The organism is Chryseobacterium daecheongense (assembly GCF_003729955.1).
GTDB classification, from domain to species: Bacteria; Bacteroidota; Bacteroidia; order Flavobacteriales; family Weeksellaceae; genus Chryseobacterium; species Chryseobacterium daecheongense.
Window position 1 is genome coordinate 485,803 of the sequence record NZ_RJTX01000001.1, and the last position, 18,577, is coordinate 504,379.

The window sequence follows — 18,577 nt, forward strand, 5'->3', positions numbered from 1 at the left end:
AAAATTACATCTTATCATCGGCAGTCGGTCCATAAAGACCTGGAACTTTGTTTCCGGTAGATCTCAGGTAAACCACCAACTCACCTCTGTGATGGTATAAATGATTATACAAAAAGCCACGGATAACCTGAATTTTTGGCATAGGAGGGAATAGTACATTGCCATCCATTTCCATTTTCCATTCATTGAAGTAAGTGCTTTCATCAGAATTTTCAAGAACTTTCTGTGCTTTTGCAACATTCTCTTCAAATTTGGCTACAATATTTTCAGCTCTGGAAATGTCTCCTTTATCATATTGATAAGAACCCATGTCAAAAACATCCTGATTGAAAGTGGAGTCGTACCAGTTATATAATTCCGCAATGTGGGAAGCCAATTGGCCTGTTGTCCAGTTTTTTTCAGAAGGTTTCCATTCTAAAGCGTTGTCGGGAATCGCTTTTAAAATTTTTCTGGTGTTTTCCGCTTCATGCAGAAACTCACCTAAAAGGCTTTGTTTAATCATTTGTATTGTGTTTGAAATAATTGAGTTTTATTTTGTGATATCTCTTCCGATCACCAGTCTCTGGATTTCAGAAGTCCCTTCTCCAATCGTACAAAGTTTAGAATCTCTGTAATATTTCTCAGCAGGGAAGTCTTTTGTATATCCATACCCTCCAAAAATCTGAACAGCATTATTGGAAATTCTTACACAAGCTTCAGAAGCATATAATTTAGCCATAGCTCCTTCTCTTGTCATTTTTTGTTTAGCATTTTTCAACGTTGCGGCTCTTTGGATAAGCAGCTCTGCAGCATCAATTTCCGTAGCCATGTCAGCAAGCATGAAATTCACGGCCTGAAAATCTGAAATAGGTCTTCCAAACTGCTGTCTTTCTTTAGCATATTTTAAAGCGGCTTTGTAAGCTCCTCTTGCTGTCCCTAAACTTAAAGCAGCGATAGAGATTCTACCTCCGTCCAAAATTTTCATAGCCTGCTTGAAACCTTCTCCCACTTCCCCTAAACGATGTGAATCAGGTACTCTTACATTATCAAAGATCAATTCAGCCGTCTCAGAAGCACGCATTCCTAATTTATTTTCCTTTTTACCGGAAGTAAAACCAGGCATTCCTTTTTCTAAAACGAAAGCCGTTGAATTGTTTTTCGCTCCTTTCTCACCTGTTCTTGTCATTACCACTGCAATATCTCCTGAAATAGCATGAGTAATGAAGTTTTTAGCTCCGTTAATGATCCATTCATCACCATCTCTTACAGCAGTAGTAGACATTCCTCCTGAATCTGAACCTGTATTATGCTCCGTTAATCCCCAAGCTCCGATTACTTTTCCGGAAGCTAATTGAGGAAGCCATTTATGTCTCTGCTCTTCGTTTCCGAACTCATAAATATGATTGGTGCAAAGTGAGTTATGTGCAGCAACAGAAAGCCCGATAGATGGGTCTACTTGTGAAATTTCATCCAGAATGGCAACATATTCATGATAACCAAGACCAGAACCACCATATTCTTCAGGGATAACAATTCCCATAAAACCCATTTCGCCTAACTGGTGAAACAAATCTTTAGGAAAAGTCTGGCTTTCGTCCCATTCCATAATATTTGGTCTGATATTCTTCTCAGCAAATTCTCTAGCCGTTTCCGCTATCATTTTGATGTTGTCAATAGTCTCTGTATTCATATAGATATAGTTAGTTCCCAAAGATACTCAAATTGCTGAAATGCAAAAAAAATTATTTCAGCCATAAGATATTATTCACAAGAAACTAAATATCAAATTTTTATATTATAAAAATTAATCATTTTTTAATAAAATTTTCAGAACTTTGAGTGTATTAATTTACTATTTTAGCCACCCAAATTTTAAGGCATGAAAAAAATTCTATTTCCTATTATTCTATTTTCATCTTATATAGCTGCACAGATTCCTGCAGGGTATTATGATGGAACAGCAGGACTTACCGGATACGTTCTGAAAGCTAAGCTTCATGATATTGTTTCGGCGAAAAATATCAATTGGCATTACGGAGATCTTACCGATTATTATAATCAGACGGACCTGGATAAATATTATGATCATGGCGCGTCAAATACTACCATATTACTGGATATCTATTCTGAAATTCCTACCGGGCCCGATGCTTATGAGTATACAACGGCTAATATCATCGGAAGCGCTTCTGCGGAAGGACAAGGATGGAACAGAGAGCATATGATGCCGCAAAGTACGTTTTACAGTAATTACCCAATGATGTCGGATTTATTTTATATTGTACCTACAGATGGGAAAATTAATCAACTGAGAAGCAATTATCCGTATGGAATTTCCAATTCCACCATTCACTACACTTTTACGAATACTTCAAAAATAGGAAACAGCGGCATTCCCGGCTATGCTTACACCGGAAGAGTGTATGAGCCTATTAATGAATTCAAAGGGGATGTGGCAAGAAGCTTATTGTATTTTGCGGTACGATATGAAGGTAAATTAGGAAGTTTCAATTTTAATAATAATGCCAATCCTGCTTCAGATACCAATCCACTGGATGGTACGGAAGAAAGGGCGTTTGATCCGGCTTATATCGCCATGCTTCTCCAATGGCACACACAGGATCCTGTCTCTCAAAGAGAAATCGACAGGAATAATGCTGTATATGCTCTTCAGAAAAACAGAAATCCTTTCATAGATAATCCGGCATGGGTCAATGCGATTTGGGGACAAACACCCGATGCTGTTGCTCCACAAATCCCTTCCAATTTAACTGTAACACAGAATAGTGCGTATTTTGCAACATTAAGTTGGACTCCAAGCCCAAGTATGGATGTGATCGGTTATAAAATTTACCAAAACGGTGTTCAGGTAGCTGCCACTTCAGGTACTTCCATAAGCATTGATCATCTTACACCGTCTACAGCTTATAATTTCACGGTAAAAGCTTATGATAACGGATATTTACTTTCTCCGGACAGTAATACTGTATCTACAACTACATTAGCTTCCGATATATATGCAAAAGATATTTTGGTCTCTAAATATCTGGAAGGAACATCTAATAATAAAGCTATTGAAATTACGAACAGAACTGGGCATCCGGTGAACCTTAATAACTACAGGCTGTCCATTCAGTTTAATGGTGGATCATCAGGCTATTATTTTGTGGACCCTTATGAATTAGAAGGTCTCATTCAAAACAATGAAACTGCAGTAATATTAAATCCGAATGCTAATTTCACCTGCTATACTGTTAATCAGGCTAGATTTGTAACAGCTGCCCCTCAAATGACATTTGGAGGAAGCAATTACCTGGAGCTGAGATACAAATCCACTACTGTGGATGCAATAGGAGTAAGCGGACAAAATAATTCCACTGTTTTGGGGAATGTTTCTTTATATAGAAAAAATACGGTTACCCAGCCTACCACTACTTTCAGCATTACAGAATGGGATTCCTATCCAAGTAATTATTGTCAAAACTTAGGAGTATTATCTACATCGGACATTATGCTGGCTGATCATAAAGAAATAAGCATATTCCCGAATCCAGTGCAGGAAGATATTTTTGTAAAAGGTGAGGGCACTGATATAAAAATGGCTCAAATAATTGATTTTTCTGGGAGAACGATCTATATTGAGAAAAACCCATTCAAAAACAAGAAAAATATTCCTGTTCAAAATTTACAAACCGGAACGTATCTGTTGAAATTGGATGAAAAAACTTTTCAGTTCATTAAAAAATAACAGAAAAAAAACTTTGATTATCAGCTCTGTATGCTGATTTAAAAACATCATTGATATAAGCAGATTCACTAATAATCAATATCTATAAGTGTTTCTGCTTATATCTTTTATTTATAAGTATTTATGCTTATATTTGCAAAATGATAGCGGTCATTACCGGAGATATTATAAATTCACAACATGCGGACACGGAGGTTTGGATTACCAGACTAAAGAATCTTCTGGAAAATTGGGGAAGCTCACCGCTCGCATGGGAAATCTACAGAGGAGACGAATTTCAGTTGAAATGCAAAATTGATGATGTCTTCTGGCATTTCTTAGCCATAAAATCCCTTATAAAAAGCCAGGAAAATCTAGATGTACGCATTGCTATTGGCATCGGTGAAGAAAACTTTTCATCCGAAAAAATTACAGAATCCAACGGTACAGCTTATGTGAATTCAGGACGATTATTGAATGACCTTAAAAATGACGGACATACGGTTGCTATCAAAACAACCAACGACACTGTAGACAGAGATCTTAATATTCTTTTGAAATGGTCTTCCAAAGACTTTGATAACTGGACCATGGCTACGGCGGAGATCATTCACGAAATGATCATGAAGAAAGACATCACCCAGGAAGATCTGGCTAAGAAATTTGCCATTTCACAATCTTCTGTAAGCCAGAGATTGAAACGTGCCAATTATGATCTTATCGTAGAAACCAATCAATATTTTAAAAAGAAGATTTCAGAACTGTAAGCATGATTTTCACTAAACTCATATTGGCACATTTACTCGGAGATTTCATACTTCAGCCAAATTCATGGGTTGCAGACAAGGAAAATCGTAAGCTGAAAAGTAAATATTTATACTTTCATGTTCTGATCCACACCCTGTTAAGTTTTATTTTCCTTTGGGATATCCAATTGTGGTGGGTGGCTCTTGTAGTGGGAATATCTCACTACATCATCGATGCTCTGAAGCTTAGTTTCCAAAATATAAAAACTAAAAAAAGATGGTTCTTTATAGACCAGCTTCTGCATGTTTTAGTGATCCTGGGAATTTCATTCTATTATAAGGAATTTAATCTGAATTTCATTGAAGATCAGCAGTTTCTGAAAATTTTTATAGCAGCATTATTCTTAACAACGCCTGCTTCAGTTTTCATTAAAATATTGTTATCCTCCTGGACTCCCGTTTCCGAGGAACTTAATAAGTTACAGACCGAATCTTTAACAAGTGCCGGAAAATATATAGGAATTTTAGAACGTTTATTAGTATTCACATTTATTCTGGTGAATCACTGGGAAGGAGTAGGTTTTATGGTGGCTGCCAAATCCGTTTTCAGATTCAGCGACCTTGCACAGGCCAAACAACGAAAACTTACGGAATATGTGCTTATCGGGACACTTCTGAGTTTTGGATTGGCTGTTTTAACGGGAATTTTAATTAAATAATATAAATCTAACTATAAATTTAGAAAAGTAAAAGTTATGAGTCAAAAGAAAGAAATGTTGTACGAAGGTAAAGCGAAACAAGTATTTGCTACCGATAATCCTGATGAAGTAATAGTACGTTTCAAAGACGATGCTACAGCATTTAATGCTCAGAAAAAAGGACAGGTGGATCTGAAAGGTGAAATGAACAACGCCATCACCACCCTTATTTTTGAATATTTGAATCAAAAAGGGATTAAAACTCATTTCATCAAGAAATTAGACGAAAGAGAGCAATTGGTAAGAAAAGTATCCATCATTCCTTTAGAAATGGTTGTAAGAAACTATTCTGCAGGAAGCATGGCTCAAAGATTAGGAGTAGAAGAAGGAATCAAATCTCCGGTGACTATTTTTGATATCTGCTATAAGAAAGACGAATTGGGAGATCCGCTAATCAATGATCACCATGCTGTTTTCTTAGGAGCAGCTACTTATGAGGAGCTTGATGAAATGTATGAATTGTCTTCTGATATAAATGAAATCTTGATCGATTTATTTGATAAGGTTAACATCATTCTGGTAGATTTCAAAATTGAATTAGGTAAAACTTCGGATGGTGAGATCATCCTTGCTGATGAAATTTCTCCGGATACTTGCAGACTTTGGGATAAAGATACGATGAAGAAGCTTGATAAAGACCGTTTCCGTAGAGATTTAGGAGAAGTAACTGAAGCTTACGTTGAAATTTATAACAGACTAAAAAATTTACTTCAAAAATAAGATTTTAGAAATGGAAGTTAGAAATTATCGTTTTTCTATTTAACATAATATTGAAACCTATATCTAAATTCTAACATCTAATATCTAACATCTAATATTTAGAAAAAATAGAAATGAAAAGTTTAGACATTCATAAAAGTGAATATTTAAAACAGTTTAACAACCAGCCGTACGGAAGAAATCTCTTCAGAACGCAGGAAGAAGAAAGACTGGACGCTCCGAATGAAGAGTGCGGTATCTTCGGAATGTATTCTGATAATGATGTGGATACGTTTTCTCTTTCACAATTCGGTCTTTTTGCCTTACAACACAGAGGTCAGGAAGCTTGTGGTATTTCCGTTTTAAAAGATGGAAGGATTACCAATATGAAAGATGAAGGATTGGTTTTAGATGTTTATAAGGAGATCCAGGATCCTGAAGCTTTTATGGGAAATTCTGCAATCGGACACACTCGTTATACGACGGCAGGAGATAAAAAGAAGTATAATTTCCAGCCATTCTTCGCTAAAAACGAATATGACCAGATCATACTTTCTATAGCGCATAACGGTAACCTTACCAATGCAAAAGAATTAAAAGCAGAATTGGAAGCAGAAGGAGTAGTATTCCGTGCCACTTCCGATTCTGAGGTTATTTTAAGATTGATCCAGAAAAATCTTGATTTAGGGCTTCGTGGAGCAATTAAAGCAACCATGGAGAAAATCCAGGGTGCCTATTCCGTAGTGGGAATGACGAGAAATAAATTCTTTGCATTCAGAGACTTCAACGGAATCCGTCCATTGGTGTTAGGAGCTATTGATGAAAAAACATATGTAGTGGCTTCCGAGTCTGTAGCGTTGGATGCAGTAGGAGCACAATATGTTCGTGATATTTTACCGGGAGAAATCATTTATACCAATGAAAACGAACCCGGAAAATTACATTCTTACATGATGAATGAGAAAGGCAAGCAAAGAATTTGTTCTTTCGAATATATTTATTTTGCAAGACCTGACTCTACACTGGAAAATATCAACGTATATGAAATCAGAGAAAAATCAGGAGAGAAAATCTGGCATCAGGCTCCGGTAGAAGCAGATGTGGTGATTGGAGTTCCGGATTCCGGAGTTCCGGCAGCTATTGGTTTCTCAAAAGCTTCAGGAATACCTTTCCGCCCGGTTCTGATCAAAAACAGATATATCGGAAGAAGCTTCATCGTTCCGACCCAGGAAATGAGAGAAAGAGTAGTGAACTTAAAACTAAACCCGATTATTTCCGAGATCAAAGATAAAAGAGTAGTGATCATTGATGATTCCATTGTTCGTGGTACTACTTCAAAAAGGCTTGTGAAAATCTTAAAAGATGCGGGCGTAAAAGAAATTCACTTCAGAAGTGTTTCTCCGCCAATTATTGCACCTTGTTATTTAGGAATTGATACCCCTTCAAAAGACGATCTTATTTCAGCGAATATGTCTACCGAAGAATTGAGAAAATATCTTGGCGTAGACTCTTTAGAATTCCTGAGCACAGATAATTTAAAAGAGATTTTGGGATCTTCCAATCACTGTTTCGGATGTTTTACAGAACAATATCCTGTAGAAAAAGGAGAAGAGATAGAACTATTCAATTAATCATTGTATTAATATAAAAATAAAAAGGTCAGGCTATGAGTCTGGTCTTTTTTATTATAGTCTATTTAAACATTCTTATGGTCATCCATAAAAGTAATAAATAAAACACAAAGAAAATGAATCTGTATAGTACAATTCCACAGTAAACTTAGCTGATAAAATGTAGCAAAAGCTTAATATTCCTGTATTATAAGGGAAACACCTGAACTTTAATTTTGTGGATTAAAATTTCAGGTATGAAAAATATGCTTTTTACAGGTCTTTTGATGCTGTTTACTCAACTGTATTCTGCTCAGTCTTTCGATAAACAGGCACACCGTGGCGGGAAATCCTTATATCCAGAAAATACCATTCCGGCCATGAAGAATGCTTTAAAAATGGATGTTACCACACTGGAAATGGATTTGGCCATTACAAAAGATAAAAAAGTGATTCTCTCACATGATGCTTTTCTTTCTCCAGAATTAATTACAAAACCCAACGGCACTTATATCCCTAAGGATTCCGGATTTTACTATAAAATTTACGAAATGCCTTATGCCAAGATTCGAACCTTTGATGTAGGGTTAAAAAAATTGAATAATTACCCCGATCAGAAAAAGATGAAGGTCCATAAACCACTTTTTTCGGACGTCATAGATGCCTGTGAAAAATATGCACGTAAATTGAAAAGACCTTTGCCTTTTTACAATATAGAAACTAAAACACGCCCGTTTTCAGATAACATCTTTCATCCCGAACCAAAGGAATTTGTTGATCTGATGATGAAAATTATTATACAAAAAGGAATTCAGGACCGTGTGATTGTCCAGTCTTTTGATCCCCGAACGCTTGAAATCATTCATACAGAATATCCCAATATAAAGACCGCTTTGCTGGTAGAAAAAGTAGATGATCAAAAAATAGAACAACAGCGTGCTTATTTCAAAAATATACCTGTTGAGAAATTCAAACTCTATCCTGACCATCTTAACGGTGTAGCAGGAGATATGAAATTTCTAAGCTTTATTCCTACGATTTATAGTCCTGAACAGAATCTTGTCACACCGGAGCTTGTACAAAAATGTCATGCATTAGGAATGAAAGTGATTCCCTGGACCGTTAATACTAAAGAAAGATTACAGGAATTAAAAAAGATGGGAATAGATGGAGTAATCAGTGATGATCCCAGAATATTTGAATGATTAACAAACAAAAATGACCGGAAATTAATTCCGGTCAATAATGCATAAAGCATTTTAAAGTTAAAAATTGGTTTTAAAACTTATAATTCAATCCTAACTGGAAAACCCTGTTGGTATTGATATTTTTAGCTTCTTCAGCTACCCCGGAATTATTAGCAACATGTGTTAAACTATTCACATATCTTGCATTGATCCCTACATTAGGAGTAAAATCATATCCAAGTCCCAGACCTAACCCGATATTAAACTTTTTAATTGCATCTTTGTCAATATCTTCCGAATAAGACTCCGTCTGAGTGGTAGTAACCCCTCCGGTAGTAGTTGCAATAGTACTTTCCCCTTTGTTTTTACCATTCAGGAAGTAACTGAATTCCGGTCCTGCTTCAATGTAAAAATTCTTGGCAGGCTTCATCTGAAGCATTAAAGGAACTGAGATGTAATTTAGAGATGCTTTGTATTCATCCTGTTTTTTCACAGTTGTTGAACCCGTTGTTACCTCTGAAGAGGAGATTACGCTTCTCGCGCCTAATTCATTGTATAATACTTCGGGTTGAAGGCTGAATTTTTGAGAAAGCGGGATATTCACAAGAACTCCGGCATGAAATCCGAGTTTCTGGTTCTTGGTACTCAACTCCTGCTCGCTGAATGAGGCGGCATTACCACCAGCTTTGATTCCAAATTTTACAGGGTCGGTTCCTTTGTTAACAAGTGGGTTGGTTACAGTGTTTTTTGTTTCCTGAGCAAATGCTAGAGACCCAGTGACTATTGCTAGTCCTAGAAATAACTTCTTCATAATTTTGTTTTTTAATTTACTACTTAAACTTCATGCCTTATTTTTCAATAAGACTTGAATTATTTTGCAAAATGCTTGCCAAAAATACAAATAATTGAAAATCAAATATTTAAACACCAATTTAAGCGTCTAAATTTGAAGCAATATATCTTAGGAAACAAAAAAAGCTGTAAAAAAGAATGTGCCAAACAGCCATAAATGAAAAGGTCAGATTTAAAAATAAACCTGACCTTTTCTATTGAAATCAAAATTTGTTACTTGAACTTATAGGCTAATCCTACCTGGAAAACATTATTTTTTCCTTCAGCCTGGATTCCGTTAGTTTCTTTAGCAATATCAGTAACACCAGCAACATATCTTGCTGTAATACCGATATTAGGAGTAAAATAATACCCTGCACCTAAACCGATACCAAAATCGAATCCTTTCACATAATCTTTTCCATCTACAGATACATTCTGATATTTGAATTTAGAATCGATCAGGAAGCTGAATTGAGGTCCTGCTTCAAGGTAAAAATTGGGAAGCGCATTGTACTGGAACATTACAGGAACAGAGATATAGCTTAAATTTACTTTTAAGTCTTCCATTCCGTCTGCTTTTGCTCCTACACCGTTGTATAAAACTTCTGGTTGTACGCTGAATGAACTAGCAACCGGAATATTAGCGAAGGCACCTCCGTAAAATCCTGCTTTTGCTTTAGAATCATCTCCTGAAATGGTAGAAACATTAAGACCCGCCTTTAATCCGAAAGATACCGGAGAAGAAGAAGATGTTGATGTTTGCGCGAATGCCAATGAGCCTGCTACTAAGGCTACCCCTAATAATACTTTTTTCATGGTTAATTTTTTTAATTATTACTTGATTTGTTTAATTATCATACACGTCGGGGCAAATTCCTTGCCAAACCGTAAAAAACACTAAAAAAAATAAAAGCCGGACTATAAATCCGGCTTTACTAATTATTTAATTTACTACTTCAATAAATTTTTTCTTAGAATTTAAATGCTAATCCAACTTGGAATACATTGTTTTTTACTGCGTCAGAACCGCTTGGTCTGTCTTTAGCAATATCTGTAAGACCTGCTACATATCTTGCAGTAAGACCAATGTTTGGAGTAAAGTAATATCCAGCTCCTAAACCGATACCAAAGTTAAAGGTATTTAAATCATCTTTGAAATCTTCTGTAGTAGAAGAGTTACCTGTTGTTTCATTTTTAACTTTGTTTTTTGCACTTAGCATGAATCCGAATTCCGGACCAGCTTCTAAATAAAGGTTTGGAAGTGCATTGTATTGGAACATTACAGGTACTGTAAGATAATCCAAGTTAGTTGAAGAAGAATATTTATCTCCTAATATTGTATACTCAGCTTTGCTACCATATTGAGAATATAATAACTCTGGCTGAACGCTGAATGAGCTAGCAACTGGAATATTAGCAAATACACCCCCGTTGAATCCGATTTTTGATTTTTGATCATCTAAACCTTCGTCTTTAGATAAAGAAGATACGTTCATTCCCGCTTTAATACCGAAAGCAACCGGAGAAGATGATTTTGTAGTTTGTGCAAATGCTAATGAGCTTGCTGTTACTGCTAATCCTAAAATTAACTTTTTCATAACCTAATTTTTTAATATTTACTATTTCTAATTTTAAATTTTACTACTGTCAATTTCATTTTTGACGAAGACTATATTTCAAATTGTTTGCCAAAGTGGGGAATGGTACAAAAAAACATTATGATTATAATCAACTTTTAAAAGCAGTTAAAAATTAAATAATTGATAATCAATATTTTAAAAACCAATTAAACATTTGTTTAGAAATAATCTAAATTGACAATTTTGTTAAAAATTTTAAAAAATTAAGAGAGAAAAATTGGACTAATTATTAGAAATCATTCAATTTTCTATAAAATTCAAGCGATTGTAAGATATTTTCCTGACTGCTTTGATGATCATATAGACAAGAACCAATTCCTGAAAGCAATGAAAAATTGATTTTACTATCCGTGTTTTTCTTATCATTTAATAATAAGGCACAGATATCTTCATTTTTAAAATCGGTAATGTCTAAATAAGGATAATATCTCCTGATGTTTTCAATAATGATTTCAGAATCCTCTTTAGAAAGAATTCTTTCAAGATAAGATAAATGGGCTTCACAGATCATACCGGCTGCAACCGCTTCACCATGCAGAATAGGATTCCCTTGCTCCAGGCATAAGCTTTCAATAGCATGACCTATCGTATGCCCGAAATTCAGGGTCTTTCTGAGATTCTTCTCATGAAAATCTTTTTCAACCACATTTTGTTTAATATCCATTGAGGTCTGGATATGAGGAATTACAGCTTCCACATCCAATTTATGAATCTGAATAAGATTATTCCAATGCTTTTCATCCGCAATCAAGCCATGCTTCAGCATTTCTGCAAAACCGCTTCTTAATTCTTTGAAAGGTAGGGTCTGCAAGAATTCAGGATATACAAATATCTGTTCCGGGAACGTGAAAGTTCCTACCATATTCTTATAATGCATCAGATCAATCCCTGTTTTACCACCAATGGATGCATCACACATAGATAATAGTGTAGTGGGAATATTGATGAAAGGAATACCTCTTTTATAGGTAGAAGCTACAAAGCCTCCCATATCTGTAATGACCCCACCGCCAAGGTTAATCATCAAAGCTTTTCTGTCCGCCTGCATTTCCGTCAAAATTTCCCAAAGCTGATTGGCCGTCTGGATATTCTTCATTTCTTCTCCGGCTTCAATCTCCAGAATTTCAAAAGTTAAATCGGTTTCCATATTGCCTAATAGCGTAGGAAGACAGTATTCATGCGTGTTTTCATCTACAAGAATGAAAATTTTGCTGAATGTTTTTCCATGAAGGAAATCGTTTAACTGAGAGAAATTATCGTTTAATAATGTTATCATTTTTGGAATTTCTATAAGATTAATAGTAAAACTATTGTGCAAAGTTATGATTCTTAATTTTTAACTCGTAACTAAATTAGTATCTTTGCAGAAATTTTAGAATGAGCAGAGATAATAATAATTCAGAAAGACCGAAAAGACCAAGAATTTCAATCAAGAAAAATTCTGATAGTTCTCGTGCTTCTAAATCTGGAAATTCTTCAGGATCAAAATCTTTTAAGAAACCTTTTCCTAAAGCAGGCGAAAGAAATTCTGAGTATAAGGGAACGAGTTCAAAGTTTGAAAAAAAGCCTTTTAAAAGAAGTGAAAGTTCTGACAGCCCACATGAGGAACGTGGTTCAAAATCTGAGAGAAAAACTTATATCACCAATAAAAACGAAGGTAAAGAGAGAAAAACTTTCGGGAAGCCTGCTTCTAAAAGAAGCGGCGGAAGAGATTTTGACAGCAGAGATAAGTACGAAAGAGGAAATCTGAAATTCGGTAAAAAACCTTTTAATAAAAATGACAGAGATGACGATAGAGCAAAATCTTTCGTTCAGAAAAGAAGGTTGACTAAAATTGATAAAGATCTTCATAAAGATACTATCCGTCTTAATAAATATATCGCCAATTCCGGGATTTGCAGTAGGAGAGAAGCAGATGAGCTGATCACTCAGGGTTTGGTAGAAGTGAACGGAAAGGTAGTAACTGAAATGGGGTATCAGGTTCAGAAAACCGACCGTGTTATATTCGACGGGCAAAACATCACTCCTGAAAAACCGGTGTATGTACTGTTGAATAAACCGAAAGGATATATTTCCACCACCAAGGATGATAAAGCCAGAAAAACGGTAATGGATTTAGTTGCTAATGCTTCTCCATACAGAGTTTTCCCGGTAGGAAGACTGGACCGTTCCACAACAGGAGTTATCTTATTGACGAATGACGGTCATATGACGAAAAAGCTGACCCATCCTTCATTCAATGTGAAGAAAATCTATCATGTAACGTTGGACAGAAAATTATCTACTGAAGACATGAAGGCTATTGCTGAAGGAATCCGTTTGGAGGAAGGAGTAGCTACCGTAGATCAGATCTCATTTATTGAGGGTAAGCCTAAAAATGAAGTGGGAATTGAAATCCACATCGGATGGAACCGTGTGATCAGAAGAATTTTCCAACGATTAGGATATGAAGTGGAAGCGCTGGACAGAGTAATGTTTGCAGGATTGACGAAGAAGAATATCAAACGAGGACATTGGAGAATCCTTACAGAATTAGAAGTAAATAACTTGAAAATGTTATAAAAATAAAAGAGACTCAAATTGAGTCTCTTTTTTATATGTTTCTAATAACCGCAAACAATATCCAAAAGGCTGTGAATACTAAGCTTAGCTTCAATATCCTTTTTCCGTGATTCCTGTCTTTTTCATTAAAATAATATACCCTTTCTCCGTTTGGAAGTTGCTTTTTAAGTTTAATAATGGCTAAAGCAATGGCATAGCTCACAAAGATGAGTATTCCCCAAAACAAAGAAACCACGCAGCCAATGACTGCAAAAATATATCCTAAAATAATATAGTTTTTGACCTGTTCCGGGTTTTCATAATCTTTTAAAGATTCAAGGCGTTGCTTATCAAAAGAATCCAATTCCTGCTCAGTGATATTTTCACCTCTGCTTTTCAATATTTTCTTAGCAGCTTCATAATCGAACTCATTCCATTCATCCTTTTTGAACAGGACTTCTTTCAACTCTTCATTCGAATATTCTGATAAATAATAATCTTCCGGAATAACTACTTCATGGGCAAAATATTCTGAAACAGCTTTATTGGCCGCCTCAAAATCATCTTTGTCAATCAAAAGCTGATATTCTATTTTTCCAGGATTGGTAACAAAGCTCGGATCGAAATCTTTTTCATTATCAATGATCTCGTATCCTATAGAATGGCTGTCTAATACAGACGCAATTTCTTCAATAACGAATTTATTGATGCTTTTTCTGAAAATACTTTTCATTACCCTAGAATGGTTACTCCTTTCTGAAGCATTTCGTATATAGCATCTCTTCCGTTATCCGGTTTTACATTCACCGCTTTTGTCCCGTTAAAGTGTAAACATGTGATATATCCGTTTGCAACAGCATCAAGACAGGTGAATTTCACACAGTAGTCTAATGCAAGGCCTACAATTTCCAATAGCTGGATGTCGTGATATTTCAAGAAATCATCAAGTCCGGTTTTCATAAAGTGATTATTATCCTGGAAACCGCTGTAACTGTCTATTTCAGGATTTTTCCCTTTTTGTACAATATGGGTTACTTTATCCCTGTTCAGGTCTTTATGAAATTCTGCGCCAAAAGTTCCCTGTACACAATGATCCGGCCACATGAACTGCGGAACACCGTTCAGAATGATGCTTTCTCCTACTTTTCTTCCGTTATTGCTCGCAAAGCTTTTATGATTTTCAGGATGCCAATCCTGGGTTAACACTATCTGATCATATTCATTTTCTTCCATCAGAAGATTGATGTATGGAATCACTTCATTGGCTCCCGGAACGGCTAAAGCACCACCTTCACAAAAATCATTCTGTACATCTACTATTATTAACGCTTTTTTCATATTAAGATTTCTCGAATTTTTGATAAATTTACAAAAACTAATACTCAAATATCTTTCCAAAACCGAATTATCGGACAAAACGACAACATTTACCTTATAAAATGAATGCAATGAGTGACTTAGAACACAAGAAATTTCCCATCGGTCCGTTTGAATGGCCGGGTCATATTTCAGATATTGAATTGGATGAACATATCAAGGTCATTAAAAATTTTCCGGGAAAACTTAAAAACCTGATTGAAGATTTTAATGATGACCAGCTGGACACCCAATATAGAGAAGGTGGGTGGACGGTAAGACAACTTGTTAATCATATTGCAGACAGCCATATCAACAGCTTTATCCGTTTTAAACTAGCCCTTACGGAAGATAATCCTACCATTAAACCTTATGATGAAGCCAAATGGGCAGAACTTCAGGATAGCAGAAATATGCCTGTAAAACCGGCTATGAGAATGATCAAAGGTACTCATCAAAGATGGGCAACATTGCTTAAAAGCCTTACCAATAAACAATTCGAAAGAACGTTCCATCATCCGGAACAGCAGAAAGATTATGACCTGCGAAATTACCTGGCGTTCTACGTATGGCACTGTAATCATCATTTTGCTCATATTGAAAATCTGAAGAAGGAAAAGGGTTGGTAAAAAAGACACTTCATCATCGGCTGTATTTTGAGGAAATCATAAGAAGGATTTCCGGTTTGTCTGAAAATTCTCAGGGAAAATGGGGAAAAATGAACGTATGCCAAATGCTGAAGCATTGTGATCTCGTTCTCCAGATTCCTTTGAATAGAGTAGAACTTTCCGAAATTAATTTCTTTTTAAAATACATCGGGATCTGTACAAAAAAAGAAATGTATGTCTTCAATAATGGTATTCCCCGGAATATGCCTACTTTTCGAAAACTAATCGTTACTTTTGAATGTGACTTTGACGAAGCCCGAAAAGGTTTACTTCAAACATTGAATGATTACTGGACTGCATTTAAAAATGAAAAATTACCGGAACACCATGTATTATTCGGGAAAATGGAAGAAAAGGACTGGGGCTTTTTAGAATTCAAACATCTTGATCATCATCTCAAGCAATTTAACGTATGAGTATTTTTGGAAAATTATTTGGCGAGAATGAAAAGCCGAAACCATCGTCTTTTTGGAAAAATATCACCTCTGAAAAAGACCTTGCAGAGGCTGTGGAAAACTCCTATCATGAGAAAACTGTGATCTTCAAACATTCCACAAGCTGTTTTATCAGTAAGACAGTATTGAGAAATTTTGAAAAAGAAATAGAAGATATAGATCAAAACGTAAGCTTTTATTACTTAGATTTGTTAGCGCATAGATCAGTTTCGAATACAATCGCCGAAAATTTCGGAATCAGACACGAAAGTCCCCAACTGATTGTGTTAGAGAATGGTAAAGCCATTAATCATGCTTCACACCAAGATATATCTATAAGCCTAATTATCTAATGAAGAATATAAACAGTTATTTAGCTCAAGTTTTAAGTGTTCCCATTGAAAAAGTGAATGCCTGCAGCCTGCATTATGAAGTGAAAAAGATTCCTAAGAATCAGTTTCTTTTACAGTACGGGGAAATATGCAGACATATATTCTTTGTGGAAAAAGGGCTTTTGAAGATGTATTCCATTGATAAGAACGGTAAAGAGCACATTATTCAGTTTGCTCCTGAAAGCTGGCTGATCTCGGACAGAAGCAGTCTTTATTTCAATGAAAAATCAGTGTATTACATTGAAGCTGTTGAAGATTCCGAGGTGTTATTCTTGCATCCTGATTTCTTTAATAAACTGGTTGAGCAATTCCCAAACAGCATTGAAAGAAGTGATTTTTTACTTCAAAAGCATATCAGAAGCCTTCAGAACAGGATCAATTCTTTATTGGGTGAGACCGCAGAAGAAAGATACATGAAGTTCATTAAAATGTACCCCGATTTATTACTGAGAGTCCCTCAGTGGATGATTGCTTCTTATTTAGGAATTACTCCCGAAAGTTTGAGCCGTGTGAGAAAAGAGCTGGCCAGAAAAAACTTTGTTCCGGACAGATAATCACATCATTTTCGCAAGTTTTCCGATCTGCTCAAGTTGGGACCGGGTATTTTCCGACCACGGAAGACCGAAACAGAGACGCATACAGTTTTCATACTGATCCTGAAGAGTAAACATTCTTCCGGGAGCGATGCTGATGTTCTGTTTAATAGCTTTGTCATATAATTCCCTTGTCTGAACGGCCTTATCAAACTCCACCCAAAGAGAGAGACCGCCTTGAGGACGGCTTGTTCTTGTGCCTTCCGGGAAGGATTCTGCTATGGTCTGCACATAGTTCTGATAGTTATTTTGTAACGTACGCCGCATTTGATACAGATGTTTCTCATACTTTCCGCTTTTCAGAAAATTGGCTACAGCTTCATTGACGATGGTAATGGAAGAAGTAGAGTGAAGAAGCTTAAGTTTCAATATTCTGTCCTTGTATTTTCCCGGCGCAATCCATCCCACTCGATAACCGGGAGCCAACGTTTTTGAAATAGAACTGCAATACAGAACGTTTCCTTCCTTATCAAAAGATTTACAGCATTTAGGACGATGAGAGCCAAAGTAAAGATCACCGTACACATCATCTTCGATTAGAGGAATGTTGTTCTCTGATAGCAATTTCACGATTTCTTTTTTATTTTCATCCGGCATATAGCTTCCCAAAGGTGAATTGAAATTAGGAATGAGCAGGCAAATATTGATTTTCGGAAGATTTTTTTTCAAGGCTTCAATTTCAATCCCGGAAGTGGGATGGGTAGGTAATTCCAGCACTTTCATGCCTAATCCGTTAGCTAACTGAAGAATCCCCGGATAACAAGGGCTTTCAATGGCAACAGTATCTCCCGGCTTTCCCAGAGCCATTAAACAGAAAGATAAAGCCTGCATTCCGCCATTAGTGGTTACAAGATCATTTTCATTAAAATTACCGCCCCATGATGCAGATCGTAAGGCAATCATTCTGCGAAGCTTTACATTTCCCTGAAGTTCTTCATATTCCGTTCCGCCTTCATTGAGATCTCTGGTAGCATTGATGATCTCTTTTTTCAGTTGCGCCTGAGGAAGCAGGCATCCGGAAGGAATACCGATCGAGAACATCGTCATATCTTTCTTTCCCAGGTTTTCATACACTTTACTGATCAGCTCATCCGGCTCTTTATTGTCAGCAAGTAAGGACGGCCGACTTATCTGTGCCAATGGAAGCTTTACATCAAAAAAACGGCTTACAAAATAACCTGATTGCGGTTTAGATTCAATCAATGATTGTGATTCCAATTCAAGGAATACACGCTTGGCCGTATTCATACTTATTTGATGTTCCTGGCAGAGTGTTCTTACTGAAGGAAGTTTATCTCCGGCTTTCAAAACTCCGTTTTTAATCTGTACAGCGATTCCGTTGGAAATTTCCGTATATAAAAATTCTTTTTGCATATTTCAAACTGTATCCATACAAATATACAAAACTGATAC

Annotated in this window: 20 protein-coding genes; 11 read left to right on the forward strand and 9 right to left on the reverse strand. The window is 36.0% G+C overall.

Annotated features, from left to right (window positions below; genetic code table 11):
* Nucleotides 1-4: 4 nt before the first annotated feature.
* On the reverse strand, nucleotides 5-502 hold the full coding sequence (locus EGI05_RS02190; RefSeq protein ID WP_123261432.1) for a DinB family protein: 498 nt from the start codon (nucleotides 500-502) through the stop codon (nucleotides 5-7).
* 27 nt (nucleotides 503-529) lie between these two features.
* Entirely contained in the window at nucleotides 530-1,669 is a 1,140-nt protein-coding gene (locus tag EGI05_RS02195; protein ID WP_123262548.1) for an acyl-CoA dehydrogenase family protein, read from the reverse strand.
* Between the two features lie 189 nt (nucleotides 1,670-1,858).
* Here EGI05_RS02195 and EGI05_RS02200 point away from each other — a divergent pair, with 189 nt between their 5' ends.
* From EGI05_RS02200 to EGI05_RS02225, 6 genes are all read left to right on the forward strand, one after another.
* Entirely contained in the window at nucleotides 1,859-3,727 is a 1,869-nt protein-coding gene (locus EGI05_RS02200) for an endonuclease (RefSeq protein WP_123261433.1), read from the forward strand.
* 140 nt (nucleotides 3,728-3,867) lie between these two features.
* Nucleotides 3,868-4,473, forward strand: coding sequence for a SatD family protein (locus EGI05_RS02205; protein WP_123261434.1), 606 nt, complete (start codon nucleotides 3,868-3,870; stop codon nucleotides 4,471-4,473).
* Nucleotides 4,474-4,475: 2 nt separating this feature from the next.
* Nucleotides 4,476-5,171: a DUF3307 domain-containing protein gene (locus tag EGI05_RS02210; protein WP_123261435.1), complete on the forward strand. Its 696-nt coding sequence runs from the start codon at nucleotides 4,476-4,478 to the stop codon at nucleotides 5,169-5,171.
* 36 nt (nucleotides 5,172-5,207) lie between these two features.
* Nucleotides 5,208-5,930 carry a phosphoribosylaminoimidazolesuccinocarboxamide synthase gene (gene purC / locus EGI05_RS02215; RefSeq protein WP_123261436.1) on the forward strand — a complete coding sequence of 241 codons (723 nt, stop codon included), beginning with the start codon at nucleotides 5,208-5,210 and terminating at the stop codon, nucleotides 5,928-5,930.
* 113 nt (nucleotides 5,931-6,043) lie between these two features.
* Nucleotides 6,044-7,540 carry an amidophosphoribosyltransferase gene (gene purF / locus EGI05_RS02220; RefSeq protein ID WP_123261437.1) on the forward strand — a complete coding sequence of 499 codons (1,497 nt, stop codon included), beginning with the start codon at nucleotides 6,044-6,046 and terminating at the stop codon, nucleotides 7,538-7,540.
* A gap of 236 nt (nucleotides 7,541-7,776) precedes the next feature.
* On the forward strand, nucleotides 7,777-8,724 hold the full coding sequence (locus EGI05_RS02225) for a glycerophosphodiester phosphodiesterase family protein (protein WP_123261438.1): 948 nt from the start codon (nucleotides 7,777-7,779) through the stop codon (nucleotides 8,722-8,724).
* Between the two features lie 73 nt (nucleotides 8,725-8,797).
* Here the strand turns inward: EGI05_RS02225 and EGI05_RS02230 are convergent, their stop codons facing one another.
* The 4 genes from EGI05_RS02230 to aroB all read right to left on the reverse strand — a co-directional run bounded on the left by EGI05_RS02230 (nucleotide 8,798) and on the right by aroB (nucleotide 12,456).
* Nucleotides 8,798-9,517 carry a porin family protein gene (locus EGI05_RS02230; RefSeq protein ID WP_123261439.1) on the reverse strand — a complete coding sequence of 240 codons (720 nt, stop codon included), beginning with the start codon at nucleotides 9,515-9,517 and terminating at the stop codon, nucleotides 8,798-8,800.
* Nucleotides 9,518-9,771: 254 nt separating this feature from the next.
* The gene (locus tag EGI05_RS02235; protein ID WP_123261440.1) at nucleotides 9,772-10,356 is read right to left on the reverse strand and encodes a porin family protein; all 585 of its coding nucleotides are present in this window, start codon (nucleotides 10,354-10,356) and stop codon (nucleotides 9,772-9,774) included.
* Between the two features lie 155 nt (nucleotides 10,357-10,511).
* Complete coding sequence (locus tag EGI05_RS02240; RefSeq protein ID WP_123261441.1) at nucleotides 10,512-11,138, reverse strand: porin family protein; 627 nt, start codon at nucleotides 11,136-11,138, stop codon at nucleotides 10,512-10,514.
* Nucleotides 11,139-11,409: 271 nt separating this feature from the next.
* On the reverse strand, nucleotides 11,410-12,456 hold the full coding sequence (gene aroB / locus EGI05_RS02245) for a 3-dehydroquinate synthase (protein ID WP_123261442.1): 1,047 nt from the start codon (nucleotides 12,454-12,456) through the stop codon (nucleotides 11,410-11,412).
* A 101-nt stretch (nucleotides 12,457-12,557) separates the two neighbouring features.
* Between aroB and EGI05_RS02250 the strand changes: the two genes are divergently transcribed.
* Nucleotides 12,558-13,742, forward strand: a complete 1,185-nt coding sequence (locus EGI05_RS02250) for a pseudouridine synthase (RefSeq protein WP_228428531.1) — start codon at nucleotides 12,558-12,560, stop codon at nucleotides 13,740-13,742.
* A gap of 31 nt (nucleotides 13,743-13,773) precedes the next feature.
* Here EGI05_RS02250 and EGI05_RS02255 read toward each other — a convergent pair whose 3' ends face one another.
* Together EGI05_RS02255 and pncA are read right to left on the reverse strand one after the other, a co-directional pair.
* Nucleotides 13,774-14,454, reverse strand: a complete 681-nt coding sequence (locus EGI05_RS02255; RefSeq protein WP_123261443.1) for a hypothetical protein — start codon at nucleotides 14,452-14,454, stop codon at nucleotides 13,774-13,776.
* Complete coding sequence (pncA, locus tag EGI05_RS02260) at nucleotides 14,454-15,059, reverse strand: bifunctional nicotinamidase/pyrazinamidase (protein ID WP_123261444.1); 606 nt, start codon at nucleotides 15,057-15,059, stop codon at nucleotides 14,454-14,456. The genes EGI05_RS02255 and pncA overlap by 1 nt, the downstream gene beginning before the upstream one ends.
* Nucleotides 15,060-15,169: 110 nt before the next feature.
* On the opposite strand from pncA, the gene EGI05_RS02265 reads away from it, so the two are divergent.
* Genes EGI05_RS02265 through EGI05_RS02280 form a run of 4 tightly spaced genes read left to right on the forward strand, consistent with a single transcriptional unit; the run spans nucleotide 15,170 to nucleotide 17,125 of the window.
* Nucleotides 15,170-15,706 carry a YfiT family bacillithiol transferase gene (locus tag EGI05_RS02265; RefSeq protein WP_123262550.1) on the forward strand — a complete coding sequence of 179 codons (537 nt, stop codon included), beginning with the start codon at nucleotides 15,170-15,172 and terminating at the stop codon, nucleotides 15,704-15,706.
* The gene (locus EGI05_RS02270) at nucleotides 15,700-16,161 is read left to right on the forward strand and encodes a DUF1569 domain-containing protein (protein ID WP_228428532.1); all 462 of its coding nucleotides are present in this window, start codon (nucleotides 15,700-15,702) and stop codon (nucleotides 16,159-16,161) included. The genes EGI05_RS02265 and EGI05_RS02270 overlap by 7 nt, the downstream gene beginning before the upstream one ends.
* The gene (ytxJ, locus tag EGI05_RS02275; RefSeq protein ID WP_123261445.1) at nucleotides 16,158-16,532 is read left to right on the forward strand and encodes a bacillithiol system redox-active protein YtxJ; all 375 of its coding nucleotides are present in this window, start codon (nucleotides 16,158-16,160) and stop codon (nucleotides 16,530-16,532) included. The genes EGI05_RS02270 and ytxJ overlap by 4 nt, the downstream gene beginning before the upstream one ends.
* Nucleotides 16,532-17,125 carry a Crp/Fnr family transcriptional regulator gene (locus EGI05_RS02280; RefSeq protein ID WP_123261446.1) on the forward strand — a complete coding sequence of 198 codons (594 nt, stop codon included), beginning with the start codon at nucleotides 16,532-16,534 and terminating at the stop codon, nucleotides 17,123-17,125. The genes ytxJ and EGI05_RS02280 overlap by 1 nt, the downstream gene beginning before the upstream one ends.
* On the opposite strand, the gene EGI05_RS02285 is transcribed toward EGI05_RS02280, so the two are convergent.
* Nucleotides 17,126-18,538 (reverse strand): aminotransferase-like domain-containing protein, encoded by a 1,413-nt coding sequence (locus tag EGI05_RS02285; protein WP_123261447.1) that lies wholly within the window; start codon nucleotides 18,536-18,538, stop codon nucleotides 17,126-17,128.
* Between the last annotated feature and the right edge of the window lie 39 nt (nucleotides 18,539-18,577).

Bases quoted from the DNA above. Each gene is read 5' to 3' on its own strand.
- EGI05_RS02190 (WP_123261432.1), bottom strand. From the start codon at position 502: ATGATTAAACAAAGCCTTTTAGGTGAGTTTCTGCATGAAGCGGAAAAC.
- EGI05_RS02195 (WP_123262548.1), bottom strand. From the start codon at position 1,669: ATGAATACAGAGACTATTGACAACATCAAAATGATAGCGGAAACGGCT.
- EGI05_RS02200 (WP_123261433.1), top strand. From the start codon at position 1,859: ATGAAAAAAATTCTATTTCCTATTATTCTATTTTCATCTTATATAGCT.
- EGI05_RS02205 (WP_123261434.1), top strand. From the start codon at position 3,868: ATGATAGCGGTCATTACCGGAGATATTATAAATTCACAACATGCGGAC.
- EGI05_RS02210 (WP_123261435.1), top strand. From the start codon at position 4,476: ATGATTTTCACTAAACTCATATTGGCACATTTACTCGGAGATTTCATA.
- purC (WP_123261436.1), top strand. From the start codon at position 5,208: ATGAGTCAAAAGAAAGAAATGTTGTACGAAGGTAAAGCGAAACAAGTA.
- purF (WP_123261437.1), top strand. From the start codon at position 6,044: ATGAAAAGTTTAGACATTCATAAAAGTGAATATTTAAAACAGTTTAAC.
- EGI05_RS02225 (WP_123261438.1), top strand. From the start codon at position 7,777: ATGAAAAATATGCTTTTTACAGGTCTTTTGATGCTGTTTACTCAACTG.
- EGI05_RS02230 (WP_123261439.1), bottom strand. From the start codon at position 9,517: ATGAAGAAGTTATTTCTAGGACTAGCAATAGTCACTGGGTCTCTAGCA.
- EGI05_RS02235 (WP_123261440.1), bottom strand. From the start codon at position 10,356: ATGAAAAAAGTATTATTAGGGGTAGCCTTAGTAGCAGGCTCATTGGCA.
- EGI05_RS02240 (WP_123261441.1), bottom strand. From the start codon at position 11,138: ATGAAAAAGTTAATTTTAGGATTAGCAGTAACAGCAAGCTCATTAGCA.
- aroB (WP_123261442.1), bottom strand. From the start codon at position 12,456: ATGATAACATTATTAAACGATAATTTCTCTCAGTTAAACGATTTCCTT.
- EGI05_RS02250 (WP_228428531.1), top strand. From the start codon at position 12,558: ATGAGCAGAGATAATAATAATTCAGAAAGACCGAAAAGACCAAGAATT.
- EGI05_RS02255 (WP_123261443.1), bottom strand. From the start codon at position 14,454: ATGAAAAGTATTTTCAGAAAAAGCATCAATAAATTCGTTATTGAAGAA.
- pncA (WP_123261444.1), bottom strand. From the start codon at position 15,059: ATGAAAAAAGCGTTAATAATAGTAGATGTACAGAATGATTTTTGTGAA.
- EGI05_RS02265 (WP_123262550.1), top strand. From the start codon at position 15,170: ATGAGTGACTTAGAACACAAGAAATTTCCCATCGGTCCGTTTGAATGG.
- ytxJ (WP_123261445.1), top strand. From the start codon at position 16,158: ATGAGTATTTTTGGAAAATTATTTGGCGAGAATGAAAAGCCGAAACCA.
- EGI05_RS02280 (WP_123261446.1), top strand. From the start codon at position 16,532: ATGAAGAATATAAACAGTTATTTAGCTCAAGTTTTAAGTGTTCCCATT.
- EGI05_RS02285 (WP_123261447.1), bottom strand. From the start codon at position 18,538: ATGCAAAAAGAATTTTTATATACGGAAATTTCCAACGGAATCGCTGTA.